This is a genomic window from Sphingomonas bacterium (assembly GCF_903642285.1).
Taxonomy (GTDB): Bacteria; Pseudomonadota; Alphaproteobacteria; order Sphingomonadales; family Sphingomonadaceae; genus Sphingomonas.
The window spans coordinates 224,134-237,860 of the sequence record NZ_CAHJWJ010000001.1; the positions used below are offsets into that span (position 1 = coordinate 224,134).

The 13,727-nt window shown below is 66.0% G+C and carries 11 protein-coding genes and 1 tRNA gene; 8 read left to right on the forward strand and 4 right to left on the reverse strand.

The window, feature by feature from the left end:
- Window positions 1–10 precede the first annotated feature (10 nt).
- The gene (locus HUU99_RS01130; protein WP_174284752.1) at window positions 11–1,618 is read left to right on the forward strand and encodes a phosphoenolpyruvate carboxykinase; all 1,608 of its coding nucleotides are present in this window, start codon (window positions 11–13) and stop codon (window positions 1,616–1,618) included.
- A 197-nt stretch (window positions 1,619–1,815) separates the two neighbouring features.
- Window positions 1,816–1,892: transfer RNA gene (locus tag HUU99_RS01135), tRNA-Pro, on the forward strand.
- A gap of 24 nt (window positions 1,893–1,916) precedes the next feature.
- Here the strand turns inward: HUU99_RS01135 and HUU99_RS01140 are convergent.
- Window positions 1,917–3,215: an FAD-dependent oxidoreductase gene (locus HUU99_RS01140; RefSeq protein ID WP_174284712.1), complete on the reverse strand. Its 1,299-nt coding sequence runs from the start codon at window positions 3,213–3,215 to the stop codon at window positions 1,917–1,919.
- Between the two features lie 286 nt (window positions 3,216–3,501).
- On the opposite strand from HUU99_RS01140, the gene lepA reads away from it, so the two are divergent.
- The 3 genes from lepA to HUU99_RS01155 all read left to right on the forward strand — a co-directional run bounded on the left by lepA (window position 3,502) and on the right by HUU99_RS01155 (window position 9,472).
- A complete protein-coding gene (gene lepA / locus HUU99_RS01145) occupies window positions 3,502–5,310 on the forward strand; it encodes a translation elongation factor 4 (RefSeq protein ID WP_174284713.1) in 1,809 nt (602 codons plus the stop codon).
- Between the two features lie 122 nt (window positions 5,311–5,432).
- A complete protein-coding gene (locus HUU99_RS01150) occupies window positions 5,433–8,837 on the forward strand; it encodes a polysaccharide deacetylase family protein (protein ID WP_174284714.1) in 3,405 nt (1,134 codons plus the stop codon).
- A gap of 98 nt (window positions 8,838–8,935) precedes the next feature.
- Window positions 8,936–9,472, forward strand: coding sequence for an adenine phosphoribosyltransferase (locus tag HUU99_RS01155; protein WP_174284715.1), 537 nt, complete (start codon window positions 8,936–8,938; stop codon window positions 9,470–9,472).
- Window positions 9,473–9,734: 262 nt separating this feature from the next.
- On the opposite strand, the gene rpsI is transcribed toward HUU99_RS01155, so the two are convergent.
- From rpsI to HUU99_RS01170, 3 genes are all read right to left on the reverse strand, one after another.
- Window positions 9,735–10,289, reverse strand: coding sequence for a 30S ribosomal protein S9 (gene rpsI / locus HUU99_RS01160; protein ID WP_174284716.1), 555 nt, complete (start codon window positions 10,287–10,289; stop codon window positions 9,735–9,737).
- Complete coding sequence (rplM, locus tag HUU99_RS01165; protein WP_174284717.1) at window positions 10,289–10,768, reverse strand: 50S ribosomal protein L13; 480 nt, start codon at window positions 10,766–10,768, stop codon at window positions 10,289–10,291. Before rplM ends, rpsI begins: the two co-directional genes overlap by 1 nt.
- A gap of 90 nt (window positions 10,769–10,858) precedes the next feature.
- Window positions 10,859–11,935 (reverse strand): COX15/CtaA family protein, encoded by a 1,077-nt coding sequence (locus HUU99_RS01170; protein WP_174284718.1) that lies wholly within the window; start codon window positions 11,933–11,935, stop codon window positions 10,859–10,861.
- Window positions 11,936–12,052: 117 nt separating this feature from the next.
- Between HUU99_RS01170 and HUU99_RS01175 the strand changes: the two genes are divergently transcribed.
- The 3 genes from HUU99_RS01175 to HUU99_RS01185 all read left to right on the forward strand — a co-directional run.
- Window positions 12,053–12,442, forward strand: a complete 390-nt coding sequence (locus HUU99_RS01175) for a MerC domain-containing protein (RefSeq protein WP_174284719.1) — start codon at window positions 12,053–12,055, stop codon at window positions 12,440–12,442.
- 51 nt (window positions 12,443–12,493) lie between these two features.
- Window positions 12,494–12,964: a Fur family transcriptional regulator gene (locus HUU99_RS01180; protein ID WP_174284720.1), complete on the forward strand. Its 471-nt coding sequence runs from the start codon at window positions 12,494–12,496 to the stop codon at window positions 12,962–12,964.
- Between the two features lie 50 nt (window positions 12,965–13,014).
- Window positions 13,015–13,727: 1-deoxy-D-xylulose-5-phosphate synthase N-terminal domain-containing protein (locus tag HUU99_RS01185; RefSeq protein WP_254602846.1), on the forward strand; the 713-nt coding region annotated here is incomplete at its 3' end.

Here is a 13,727-nt window from a genome sequence, read left to right on the forward strand (position 1 = left end):
GAGGATGTCGATGAACGAGCGGATACCGACCCTAGGACTGGAAGCGCAGGGGATCGAGACCCGCGCCGACCTGCACTGGAACCTGACGACCGCACGGCTGGTCGAGATCGCCGTCGCCCGCGGCGAGGGCAAGCTGTCCGCTGACGGGCCGCTGGTCGTCGAGACCGGCCCGCATACCGGACGGTCCGCACAGGACAAGTTCATCGTCAAGAATGCCGAGACGGAAGGCAGCGTGTGGTGGGGCAAGTCGAACAAGGCGATGAGCCCGGACGATTTCGCGGCGCTGAAAGCCGACTTCTTCGCCGCGCTCGTCGACAAGGAGGACCTCTACGTCCAGGATCTGTACGGCGGGTCGCAGCCGGAAAACCGCGTCCGCGTCCGGGTCGTGACGGAATTCGCCTGGCATAACCTGTTCATCCGTACGATGCTGGTTCGCCCCGAAGAACCCGATCTTCGGGACTTCGCGGCGGATTACACGATCATCGACCTGCCCAGCTTCCGCGCCGATCCGGCGCGCCACGGCAGCCGGACCGAGACGGTGATCGCGGTCAATTTCACCGAGAAGCTGATCCTGATCGGCGGCACGCGCTATGCCGGCGAGATGAAGAAATCGGTGTTCGGTATTCTCAATTACCTGTTGCCGCCGACGGGTGTCATGCCGATGCATTGTTCGGCCAACATGGGACCGGACGGCGACACGGCGATATTCTTCGGCTTGTCGGGGACGGGCAAGACGACCTTGTCCGCCGACCCGGCGCGCACGCTGATCGGGGATGACGAGCATGGCTGGTCCGACACCGCGATCTTCAATCTCGAGGGCGGCTGCTATGCCAAGATGATCCGGCTTTCGGCCGACGCCGAGCCCGAGATCTTCGCGACCACCAAGCGGTTCGGCACCGTGCTGGAGAACGTCGTGATGGACCCCGTCACGCGCCAGCTGGATCTCGACGACGCCCGTCTGGCCGAGAACAGCCGCGGCGCCTATCCGCTCGACTTCATCCCCAATACCTCGATCGAGAATATGGGGCCGGTGCCGCGCAACATCGTGATGCTCACAGCGGATGCTTACGGTATCCTGCCGCCGATCGCGAAGCTGACGCCCGATCAGGCGATGTACCATTTCCTGTCGGGCTATACCGCGCGGGTAGCCGGGACGGAGATCGGGGTGACCGAGCCCGATGCGACCTTCTCGACCTGTTTCGGGGCGCCGTTCATGCCGCGGCATCCGTCGGTCTACGGCAATCTGCTGAAGGCGCGGATCGCGAAGGGCGGGGTGGATTGCTGGCTGGTCAACACCGGCTGGACCGGGGGCAAATACGGCGTCGGCAGCCGGATGCCGATCAAGGCGACGCGAGCGCTGCTCAACGCCGCACTCGACGGCAGCCTGAACGATGCCGAATTCCGCACCGATCCGTATTTCGGGTTCGCGGTGCCGGTATCGGTGCCGGGGGTGGATACCGCGATCCTCGATCCGCGCGGTACCTGGTCCGACAAGGGAGCGTACGACGCCGCGGCAGCGAGGCTGGTGGATCAGTTCGTCGAGAATTTCGCGCAGTTCGCGGAGCATGTCGACGAGGGCGTCCGCCGGGCGGCACCGAGGGTGATGCAGCACGCCTGACGTGTTGGCTGTCACAAGAACTCCGTCGCCCGGTCCTTGAGCCGGGGTCCCGCTTCTTCTTACGCCCGAAGAAGCGGGACCCCGGGTCGAGCCCGGGGTGACGAAGGGAAGAATGGTGTCGCGCACGGCGTCTCCTATCCCTTCTTTTCGCTTGATAGCCATCGGCCGCCCCGCTACGCGCAGCGCCTGCAATGTGTCGGGGCGTGGCGCAGTCCGGTAGCGCACTGGTCTCGGGGTCCAGGGGTCGTAGGTTCGAATCCTATCGCCCCGACCATTGCAGGGCCCGACCATTGCCGGGCTATCGATCCCGCGCCGCAAGCATCGCCTCCACCGCGACGAATTTCTCGCGCGGTGCGCCGACGCGCGCATTGGCGATCTCCGCGCGTTCGATCGCCTGCCAGTCGCGGAACGTGACGATGTCGACGTTCCGCGACGCGAGCAGCATATCAAGTCCGTCGCGCCCGGCCTTGGTACTGTCCGCGACCGTATCGGCGGCGATATGCTCCGCGATCAGGAAGCCGTCGGGGCGATTGGTGCCGATCGTCCCGGTCGGCCCGCGTCGCGCCCAGCCGACCGCGTAGAGACCGGGCGCGATCCGTCCCTCGACATTCGCGAACCGGCCGAGCTTCGTGTCGTACGGCACGCCCTCGATCGGCGGCGTGCGGTAGCCGATGCAGGCGACGACCATCGCCGCGGGGATCGCATAGGTCTCGCCCGTCCCGACAGTACGCCCATCGGGTTCGATTCGGGTGCGCTCGACGATCACGCGTTCGACATGCGCCCCGCCCTCGATCCGGATCGGCATCGCGTAGAAATCGAACGCCACCGTGATCGGCTTGTCGTCGCTGCGATCGGCGAAGGCGCGCAGGTGCGCGACCGATTTGCGCACGCCGGGGTCGAGCGCGGCGTCCGTCTCCTCCGGCGGCAGGTCGGCGGGATCGACGACGGGTACGGCGCGCGACAAACCGCCGAGTTCGTCCAGTTCCTTTGGCGTCATCGCGATCTGGTGCGGGCCGCGCCGCGCGAGGATCGTGACGGTCTCGATCGCATGCTCGCCAAGCTGCCCGAGCGCATGCGCGACGATGTCCGAACCGGCGAACTCGTCGCCGGTCTTGGCGAGGATACGCGCCACGTCCAGCGCGACATTACCCGCACCGACGACGACCGCACCGGGACCATGAAGCGGTGGCGCGAGCCCGGCGAAATCGGGGTGGCCGTTATACCAGCCGACGAACGCCGCGGAGCCGATGACGCCGGGCAGATCGTCGCCGGGAATAGCGAGCGCCCGGTCCGACGGCGCACCCGTCGCCAACACGACCGCGTCGTAAAGGTCGGTCAACTCGGCGATCGTCACATCGCGCCCGACCTTCACATTGCCGACGAAGCGGATATTGTCCGAAAGCGCGGTCGCTTCGTACCGGCGGCTGACACCCTTGATCGACTGATGATCGGGCGCGACGCCGCTACGGATCAGGCCGTAGGGGACGGGGAGGCGATCGACGATGTCGACGCGCACGGCGTCGCCGAACTGCCTTAGGCATCCTTCGGCGGTGTAATAGCCCGCCGGGCCCGAGCCGATCACCGCGATATGACGCATTGGGCGTTCCGATTCGCTTGGGTCTGGGCGCTGGAAGTGGACGAACCACACGCTACGTCAGCGTCGAAACCGCCCCCCGCACTGCCGATCTTGCCGAAAGCGGCGACCGCGGCGGGATGGATCGAGCAGTGCATCGAGCGAAGCTGCCACAGTCGAACGAAGTAGGACAGGGGGAGGGGGAGGTATACAGCTGTTCCCTGCGCGGATCGTTTTGAAAGTTGCTGGGCCGAAAGCCATCGGAGCCAACCCTTTGGCATCGCGGCCACTGCCTGCTAGGGGCGCGGAGATGACTCCCCTTTCCACGATCCGCAATTTCTCGATCATCGCGCATATCGACCATGGCAAGTCGACGCTGGCCGATCGGCTGATCCAGGCGACGGGCGGGCTGACGGACCGCGAGATGTCCGAGCAAGTGCTCGACAATATGGATATCGAGAAGGAGCGCGGAATCACGATCAAGGCGCAGACGGTGCGCCTGGCCTACAAGGCGAAGGACGGCGTCGACTATGTCCTGAACCTGATGGACACGCCGGGGCATGTCGACTTCGCGTACGAAGTCTCACGCAGCCTCGCGGCATGCGAGGGCGCGTTGCTGGTGGTGGACGCCGCGCAGGGGGTCGAGGCGCAGACGCTGGCCAACGTGTACCAGTCGATCGAGCACGACCATGAGATCGTCCCCGTCATCAACAAGATCGACCTGCCCGCCGCCGAACCCGAAAAGGTGCGCAAGGAAATCGAGGACGTCATCGGCCTCGACGCGTCGGAGGCGGTGCTGGCCTCGGCCAAGTCCGGGATCGGCATCGCCGAGATTTTGGAAGCCATCGTCACCAAGATCCCGCCGCCCAAGGGCGATATCGACGCGCCGCTGAAGGCGATGCTCGTCGACAGCTGGTACGACCCGTATCTGGGCGTCGTCATCCTGATCCGCGTGATCGACGGCGTCCTGAAGCGGGGCCAGCAGATCAAGTTCATGAACGCCGGGACGGTCCATCTGGTCGACCGCGTCGGGTGTTTCCGTCCGAAGATCGAGCAACTGCCGGACCTCGGCCCGGGCGAGATCGGCTTCATCACCGCGCAGATCAAGGACGTGGCGCAGGCGCGCGTCGGCGATACGCTGACCGATGCGAAGCGGCCCGCGATGCAGGCGCTGGAGGGGTTCAAGGAAGTCCAGCCGGTCGTGTTCTGCGGCCTGTTCCCGGTCGATGCCAACGACTTCGACAAACTGCGCGAAAGTATCTCGAAACTGCGGCTCAACGATGCGTCGTTCAGTTTCGAGATGGAGACGTCCGCCGCGCTCGGCTTCGGGTTCCGCTGCGGGTTCCTTGGCCTGCTACATCTGGAGATCATCCAGGAGCGGCTGACTCGCGAATATGATCTCGACCTCATCACCACCGCGCCTTCGGTGGTGTACGAGATCGAGCTGAGCCACGGCGAGGGTCATCTGGAACTGCACAACCCCGCCGACATGCCCGACCCCAGCGCGATCGCGTCGATCAGCGAGCCGTGGATTCTGGCGACGATCTACGTTCCCGACGAATACCTCGGCTCGATCCTCAAATTGTGCCAGGATCGGCGCGGCATCCAGCAGAACCTCACCTATGTCGGCGGTCGTGCGCAGGCGACCTACGAGCTGCCGCTCAACGAGGTGGTGTTCGATTTCTACGACCGGCTGAAATCGCTGTCGAAGGGCTATGCGAGCTTCGACTACAGCCAGATCGGCTACCGCGAGGGCGATCTCGTCAAGATGGGAATCCTGGTCAACGAGGAACCGGTCGATGCGCTCAGTATGATCGTCCACCGCGGCACGGCGGAGGTGCGCGGCCGCGGCATGGTCGAGCGGTTGAAGGACCTGATCCCGCGCCATTTGTTCAAGATTCCGATTCAGGCGGCGATCGGCGGCAAGGTCATCGCGCGCGAAACGATCAGCGCGATGCGCAAGGACGTAACCGCGAAATGCTATGGCGGCGACGCGAGCCGCAAGAAGAAGCTGCTGGAAAAGCAGAAGAAGGGCAAGGCGAAGATGCGCGAGTACGGCTCGGTCAGCATCCCGCAAGAGGCCTTTATCGCGGCGCTTCGAATGGGGGACGACGCCTGAGCCCGAGCGCAGCGAGGCCGTTCTTCGAGGTTGACCTCGGTTGACCCCGTAAACCGCATTTGCCATGCCTCGTGCCCGACGTCGCCACCGATCCGAGCCCGACGAACGAACGAGCGAACGCCATGGCCGAACGTCCCATTTTCTATGACGCGAGCGGTCGGCGCAGACGCCGGTTCGCGCTTGGCATCGCGGCGTTCGTCGCGTTGCTGGTGCTGGCGGTGGCGGTCTTCGGGGTGTCGATCGGCGCGGTGCCGGCGGCACCGCTGCTGCCCGTCACCGCCGAACATCCCGCCTTGAAGAGCCTGCCGGCACCGCGCGGCGGTCTGCTGAGCCGGACCACGCGAAGCATCAACTACTATGCCGCGCAATTGTTCGGCACGCCGAGCGGTGCGCCACGGGGGCACGCGGCCGCGCCGTCGACGGCGGCACCGATCAACCCCTCGCTCGCCATCGCCTTCCACGCGCCGTGGGACGAATCGAGCGGGGCCAGCCTGAAGCGGCATGTCGAACAGCTGGACTGGCTGATTCCCGGCTGGGTATCGGTGACCGGACCCGATCACCGGATCACCGTGTTCCGCGATACCGAGGGGCGCACGATCCTCAATCATGCGACGCATCGCCCCGCGATCCTGCCGATGGTCCAGAACGCGCTGAACGGGGTCTGGGACGGCAAGGGGATCGCGGCGATGATGGCCGATCCGAAGCTGCGGGCGGCATTCCTCGACCGTTTGGTGCCGTTTCTGGTGACGAACAATGCCGCGGGCGCGTTCTTCGATTTCGAGGAACTGCCTGCGAGCGCGCAGCCGAATTATCGTATATTCCTGGCCGAGACGAAGGCCCGCTTCACGCCGCGCGGCTGGGTCGTCGCGATCGCTGCACCCGTCGGCAACGAGGAATGGGACCTGCCGGCCTATGCCAAGGTGACCGACAAGGTCTTTCTGATGGCGTATGACGAGCACGAGTCCGGCGGCGCGCCGGGACCGATCGCATCGCAAGCCTGGTTCGCGCGTGCGGTGGCGGATTCGGCGCGGGGCATCCCGGCGTCGAAGCTGGTCGTCGCGATCGGGTCCTATGCCTATGACTGGCACGACGGCGCGGCGGACCCGCTCGACGTCGAGGAAGCGTGGCAGGCCGCGCGCGATTCCGGCACGATCCCGACCTTCGACAAGGCGAGCCTGAATTCCAGCTTCGCCTATCAGGACGGCAGCACCCGCCACCAGGTCTGGCTGCTCGATGCTGCGTCCGCGTTCAACCAGATCGCGTTCCTGAACAAGGCGGGGCTGTACAGCATCGCGCTGTGGCGACTGGGGTCCGAGGATCCCGGCGTCTGGACGATCTTCGGGCGCGACCATCGCAAGCTGCCGATCCCCGATTCGATCGACGATATCCCGGCGGGCACCAACACCGATATCGAGGGTGCGGGCGAAATCCTGAAGATCGGCGGCGAACCGCTGACCGGCCTGCGCGACGCCGTCCCGGCGGCGGACGGAACGATCGCCGGCGTGACCTTCACGCGTCTGCCTGCCCCCTATGTGATCTTTCGTACCGGCTTCAAACCCAAGCAGATCGCGCTGACGTTCGACGATGGGCCGGATGCGCAATGGACGCCCAAGATTCTCGATATCCTGAAGGAGAAGGCGGTCCCCGCGACCTTTTTCGTCATCGGCGAGAATGCGCTGACGGAGCGTGGGCTGCTCGAACGGATGATCTCCGAAGGGCATGAGGTCGGCAGCCATACCTACACGCATCCCAATCTGGCGAACGTGTCGCCGCGGCAGGTGATGTTCGAACTGAACACGACGCAGCGGCTGTTCCAGGCCTTCACCGGCCGCTCGCTGCGTTTCTTCCGAGCGCCCTATTTCGGTGACGCCGAACCGACCACCGCGGACGAGATCGTCCCGGCGCTGCAGGCGCAGCAGCGGGGTTATATATCGGTCGGGCTCCATGTCGATCCGGGCGACTGGAAGCGTCCGGGCGTACAGCAGATCATCGACGCGACAATCCAGGAGGCGACGACCGGCCCAGGCAATTGCGATGCGGTCGGCTCGTCGAACAGTTGCAGCCGCAACGTCGTCCTGCTCCACGATGCGGGCGGCAACCGCGCGGAGACGGTCGCGGCGCTGCCCGTCATCATCGATCGGCTGCGCGCGATGGGATACAGCTTCGTGCCGGTATCGGAACTGGCGAACATTCCACAAGCCGACGCCAACCCCGCGATCTCGTCGAGCGACCGCGTCGCCGCGCTGGCCGATCTGGCGCTGTTTACCGCGCTCGGCTGGCTCGTCATCGGACTCCACTGGCTGTTCGGGATCGCGATCACGGTAGGCATCCTGCGCGCACTGGCGCTGTCGGCGCTGGCGTTGATCCAGGCGCGGCGCGAGAACCAGACGATCTTCCCGCCGATCGATCCGGCGCGGTTCGTCACCGTAATGATCCCCGCCTTCAACGAGGAGCAGGTGATCGAACGCGCGGTCCGCGGCGTGCTGGCGTCCACCGAAGTCGAGATCGAAGTCATCGTGATCGACGACGGCTCGCGGGATGCGACGAGCCGGATCATACGCGATGCCTTTTCGGACGACGACCGGGTCCGGCTGCTGACGCTGCCCAATGGCGGCAAGGCGCGCGCGCTGAACCGCGGGCTGGAGATCGCGCGCGGCGAGATCGTCATCGCGCTCGATGCCGACACCCAGTTCGAACCGACGACGATCGCACGCCTCGCCCGCTGGTTCGTCGATCCGGCGCTCGGCGCGGTCGCCGGCAATGCGAAGGTCGGCAACCGGGTCAATATCGTCACCAAATGGCAGGCGCTGGAATATATCACCGCGCAAAATCTCGAACGCCGCGCACTCGCCCGGTTGAACGCGATGACGGTGGTGCCCGGTGCGGTCGGCGCGTGGCGGCGGTCGGCGATCGCGTCGGTCGGCGGCTATCCCAACGATACGCTGGCCGAGGACCAGGACCTGACGATCGCGATCCAGCGCGCGGGGTGGGGGGTCAAGTACGACCAGTTCGCGGTCGCCTGGACCGAGGCGCCGGAGACGCTCAAGGCGCTCGCCAAGCAGCGTTTCCGTTGGGCGTTCGGGACGCTGCAATGCCTGTGGAAGCATCAGTCGGCGATCTTCGGTTCGCGCCCCAGGGGGCTGGGCTGGATCGGTCTGCCGCAGGCGATCCTGTTCCAGATCGTGCTGGCGGCGATCTCGCCGATCATCGACCTGGCGCTCGTCGTCAGCTTCTTCCTGACCTATGTCGCGATCGTCGCGCATGGCTGGGCGCAGACCAGCCACGATGTCGAGACGATGCTGCTCTACTGGCTGATCTTCACCGCGATCGATTTGCTGGCCGCGACCATCGCGTTCGCACTGGAACGCAAGGAGAAATGGAGTCTGTTATGGCTGCTGATCCCGCAGCGGATCGGGTACCGGCAGGTGATGTATTATGTCGTGCTGAAGGCAATCGCGCAGGCGCTGCGCGGGCCGATGGTCGGGTGGGGCAAGCTGCAGCGAACCGGGCGGGTAACGGCCGGGTAGGGCCTTACGCCACGAAGCGGGGCTGGTCGTCGATAACCACGTTGGCCGCCCGGCTTACGTCATCCGTGTCTTCTTCCGCTCCTGTCTCGGAATTCCGCATGCCCACAAACGACGATTTGAAATCCCTCATCCGCACCATTCCGGACTTTCCCAAGCCCGGCATCCAGTTCCGCGACATCACGACGTTGCTGCTCGATCCGCGCGGGTTGTCGGAGGCGGTGGTGCGGCTTGCGGCGTTGCAGGCGGGGCCGTTCGATCTGGTCGCGGGGATCGAAGCGCGGGGATTCGTATTCGGGGCGGCGGTGGCGCGCGAGCTCGAGGTCGGGCTGTTGCTCATCCGCAAGGACGGCAAGCTGCCCGGGGCGACGATCGGCGAGGATTATGCGCTGGAATACGGCACCGACCGGATCGTGCTGCACGAGGATGCACTGGTCCCCGGGCAGCGCGTGCTGCTGATCGACGACCTGATCGCGACCGGCGGCACCGCGCGCGCCGCGGTCCGGCTGATCCGCAAGGCGGGCGGGACGGTCGGCGCGGCAGCGTTCGTGATCGACCTGCCCGATCTGGGCGGTGCGGATGCGCTGCGCGGCGATGGGGTCGATGTCGGCGCTTTGATGGCGTTCGGGGGCCATTGAGACTTCTCGTCCCAGTCTCCCGTCATGCCGGGCTCTACCCGGCATCCATCGTGCCGCGGGCGATGGACTTGCGGCTATCGACCTCCATTCTGCGCCCGGACGACGTACGAAAAAGGGCGACCCGTCTCCGGATCGCCCTTTCTGCATGGTTTGGCGGCGCGCTGTCACGGCGTGAATCCGTGATGTCGAACGGAGCGGGCGAGCCGCTCCGCCGGCCGGCTCGATGCGAATCCTCGGATAGCGTCCGCTATCCGAGGCCGCATCAGCGCTTGGAGAACTGGAAGCTGCGGCGGGCCTTCGCCTTGCCGTACTTCTTGCGCTCGACCGTGCGGCTGTCGCGGGTCAGGAAGCCCGCGGCCTTGACCGGCGCGCGCAGGATCGGTTCATACTTCGTGATCGCCTGGCTGATGCCGTGCTTCACCGCACCTGCCTGGCCCGACAGGCCGCCGCCCTTGACCGTGCAGACGACGTCATACTGGCCTTCGCGCTCGGTCACGCCGAACACCTGGTTCAGGACGAGGCGAAGCGTCGGGCGCGCGAAATACACTTCCTGGTCGCGGCCGTTGATCGTGATCTTGCCCGAACCGGGCTTCAGCCAGACGCGCGCGACCGCATCCTTGCGGCGACCGGTGGCATAGGCGCGGCCCTGCTTGTCGAGGATCTGCTCGCGCAGTGGCATCGGCTCGGGCGCGGGACCCGAATTGTTCACCGGCTCCGCATCACCGGTCGTGTATGCGGGCGCATCGGCCTGCGCGGCGGGGGCCGGCGCATTGGTCAGGTTCGCGAGATCGGAGAGCGATTGGCGGTTGTCGGACATTATGCACCCACCTTGTTCTTGCGGTTCATGCCCGCGATATCGAGTGTCTCGGGGCTCTGCGCCTCGTGCGGGTGCTCGGTGCCCTTGAAGATGCGCAGGTTGCGCATCTGCTGGCGACCAAGCGGCCCGCGCGGGATCATCCGCTCGACGGCTTTCTCCAGAACGCGCTCGGGAAAGCGGCCCTCGAGCACCTTGGCCGCGGTCACGCCCTTGATGCCGCCGGCATAGCCGGTGTGCTTGTAATAGACCTTCTTCGCGGCCTTGTTGCCGGTGAAGCGGATCTTGTCGGCGTTGATGACGACGACATTGTCACCGCAATCGACATGCGGGGTGAAGCTGGTCTTGTGCTTGCCGCGCAGGACGTTGGCGATCACCACCGCCGCGCGACCGACGACCAGGCCGTCGGCGTCGACGATATGCCATTTCTTCTCCACCTCGTGCGGCTTGGCCGACTTGGTGGTCTTCATGAGCGCCTTCATGGGGCCGGGACCTTTTCGGTTTGAAACGAAGCGCGCCGCCCGGCTAGGGGCGGCGCGAATGGGTCCGCACTACTGCCGACGATCAAATTGTCAAGCAAAGTGCCGCTTTGCTGACGGGTAATATGATACCCGCGACTGCGTTCCCACCGCGTGCGCCGCGACTATGGCGGCGATCGTCAGCAGGGCAGCGTTCGCCTGATGCGCGACGGCGACATCGATTTGCACCCCGGTCATCAGCGTCGCGATGCCCAATATGATCTGCAGGGTGACGAGCGCGATGATCGCGAACCCTGCGCGCGAACCCGCCGTCGTCGCGCGGATCGCCAGCCACATCAGCGCGGCGGCGGCGGCAAAGGCGAACCAGCGGTGGATGAACTGGACGATCAGCGGGTCGTCGACGACCGCGTCGAGAAACGACCGGCCGGTCTGGCTGGGACCAGGGAAGAAACGGCCATACATCAGCGGCCATTCCGGCGTGGCCTTTCCCGCGCGAAGCCCCGCGGTGAACGCGCCGTACATCAACTGCGTGAACAGGACGATGCCGACGATCACCGACATCCGCCGCAGCCGCGCCGGCCGGGCATAGGGATTGCGCGCCAGATCGAGCAGGTCGAGGGCGGTCCACACCATCCCCGCCAGCGTGAACAACGCGGTGAGCAGATGCGCGGCCAGCCAGCCATGCCCGACCTCGACCTGCCCCGGCCGAAGCCCCGATCGCACCATCAGCCAGCCGAGCGCGCCTTGCAGCGCACCCAGCGCGAGCAGTGCGACGAGCCGCCGGCCATAGCCCTTGGGAATGCGTCGACGCAGCGCGAACCAGATGAGCGGCAGTGCAAAGGCCAGTCCGATCGTCCGCCCGATCATGCGGTGGATATATTCCCAGAAGAACAGGCCCTTGAACGCGGCGAGCGCGATGCCGGCATGGACCGTACGCGACTGATCGATCGTCCGGTAATTGGCGAGCTCCGCCTGCCACTGCGCATCGTTCAGCGGCGGCAGGATGCCGCTAAGCGGTTTCCAGGTGGTGATCGACAAACCGGACTCGGTCAGCCGCGTGATCCCGCCGACCACCACGATGCCGACGATCATCACCGCTACGAAAAACAGCCAGATCGCGACCGCGCGGGGGCGCGCTTTCGACGTGAAGGCGGCGCTGGTTTGAAGCATGCTTCCGCCTACACCTTCCGCGGTGTGCCGCCAAGCAGTGGGATCGTCGACGATAATCTCGATTGTTCGTGCGATGTGACATTGTATCCCGTTCGTAATCGGCGTATCTCCCTCGACATGCCGATAACGAACGTCACCGCCCGATTTCCGCGCCTTCCCGGCATCGACCGGCTGGCGATCGGGCTGTCGGGGCTGTGCGTCGTCCACTGCGTGGCGAGTTCGGTGCTGCTGGTCATGCTGTCGGCGGCGGACGGCGTGCTGCTGAACCCGATCTTCCACGAGGTCGGGCTGACCTTCGCCATCCTGCTCGGCGCGGTGGCGCTCGGGCGGGGGGCGCTTCGCCACGGCTATGTCATGCCGATCTGCATGGGATCGCTGGGGCTCGGCATCATGGCGGGTGCGATGACGCTGCCGCATGACGGGACGGGGGCGGAGGCGGTGTGGACGATCGTCGGAGTCGGGCTGCTCGCGTTCGGGCATGATCTCAACCACCGCGCGGTGCATTGATCCGGCGGGTCGCGCCTTGCCGAGGGCGGTTGCGAGGCCTAGCTGTAGGCGATGGCCAGCCACGCGCACGAGCACCACGAACCCGAAGGCCCCGCGCTCGCGCGGGCGGCGCAGGGCGTGCTGGAACAGGCGGGCGAACAATGGACCGCGATGCGCGCCAGCGTCTTCGCGGCGCTCGCCGGGTTCGAAAAGCCCGCCAGTGCATACGACATCGCCGACGCGGTTTCCAACGCGCTCGGTCGGCGGATCGCGGCCAACAGCGTGTACCGGATCCTCGACCTGTTCGTCGGCACCAATCTCGCGCGCAAGGTCGAAAGCGTGAATGCCTATGTCGCGAACGCGCATCCCGATTGTCTCCACGATTGCATCTTTCTGGTGTGCGACGCGTGTGGTCAGACGACTCACCTCGACGACGACCGGGTGACGAACGGGGTCCGCGATGCCGCACAGGCGGCGGGGTTCGTGCCGCAGCGGCCGGTGATCGAAGTGCGCGGGCGATGCGCCGATTGCGTCGGCTCCTGAGCGAAATGCGGGCAATCGACACCGCTTATCGCGCGCGCTAGACCGCATCGATGACTGATCGTCCTCTCGGCCTGGTGCCCCCGACCCCCCTCTTAGACCGGATCGCGATCCCCGCCGATCTTCGCGGGTTGCCGCAGTCCGACCTGCGGCAATTGGCGGACGAGTTGCGGCTGGAGACGATCTCGGCGGTCGGGACGACGGGGGGGCATCTGGGCTCGGGGTTGGGCGTGGTCGAGCTGACGACGGCGATCCATTACGTGTTCGACACGCCGCGGGACCGGCTGGTGTGGGACGTCGGGCATCAATGCTATCCGCACAAGATCCTGACCGGCAGGCGGGACCGGATCCGCACGCTCAGGCAGGGCGGCGGGCTGAGCGGGTTCACCAGGCGCAGCGAGAGCGAGTATGACCCGTTCGGGGCGGCGCATTCGTCGACCTCGATCTCGGCGGCGTTGGGGTTTGCGGTGGCGAACAAGCTGAGCGGTGCGCCGGGGAAAGCGATCGCGGTGATCGGCGACGGCGCGATGTCGGCGGGGATGGCCTATGAGGCGATGAACAATGCAGGCGCGGCCGGCAATCGGCTGGTGGTGATCCTGAACGACAACGACATGTCGATCGCGCCGCCGGTCGGGGGGCTTAGCGCCTATCTCAGCCGCATGGTGTCGAGCCGCGAGTTCCTGGGGCTTCGCGAGCTGTTGAAGAAGGTGGCGCGCGCGCTGCCGCGGCCGCTGCACGAGGCGGCGAAGAAGACCGACACCTATGC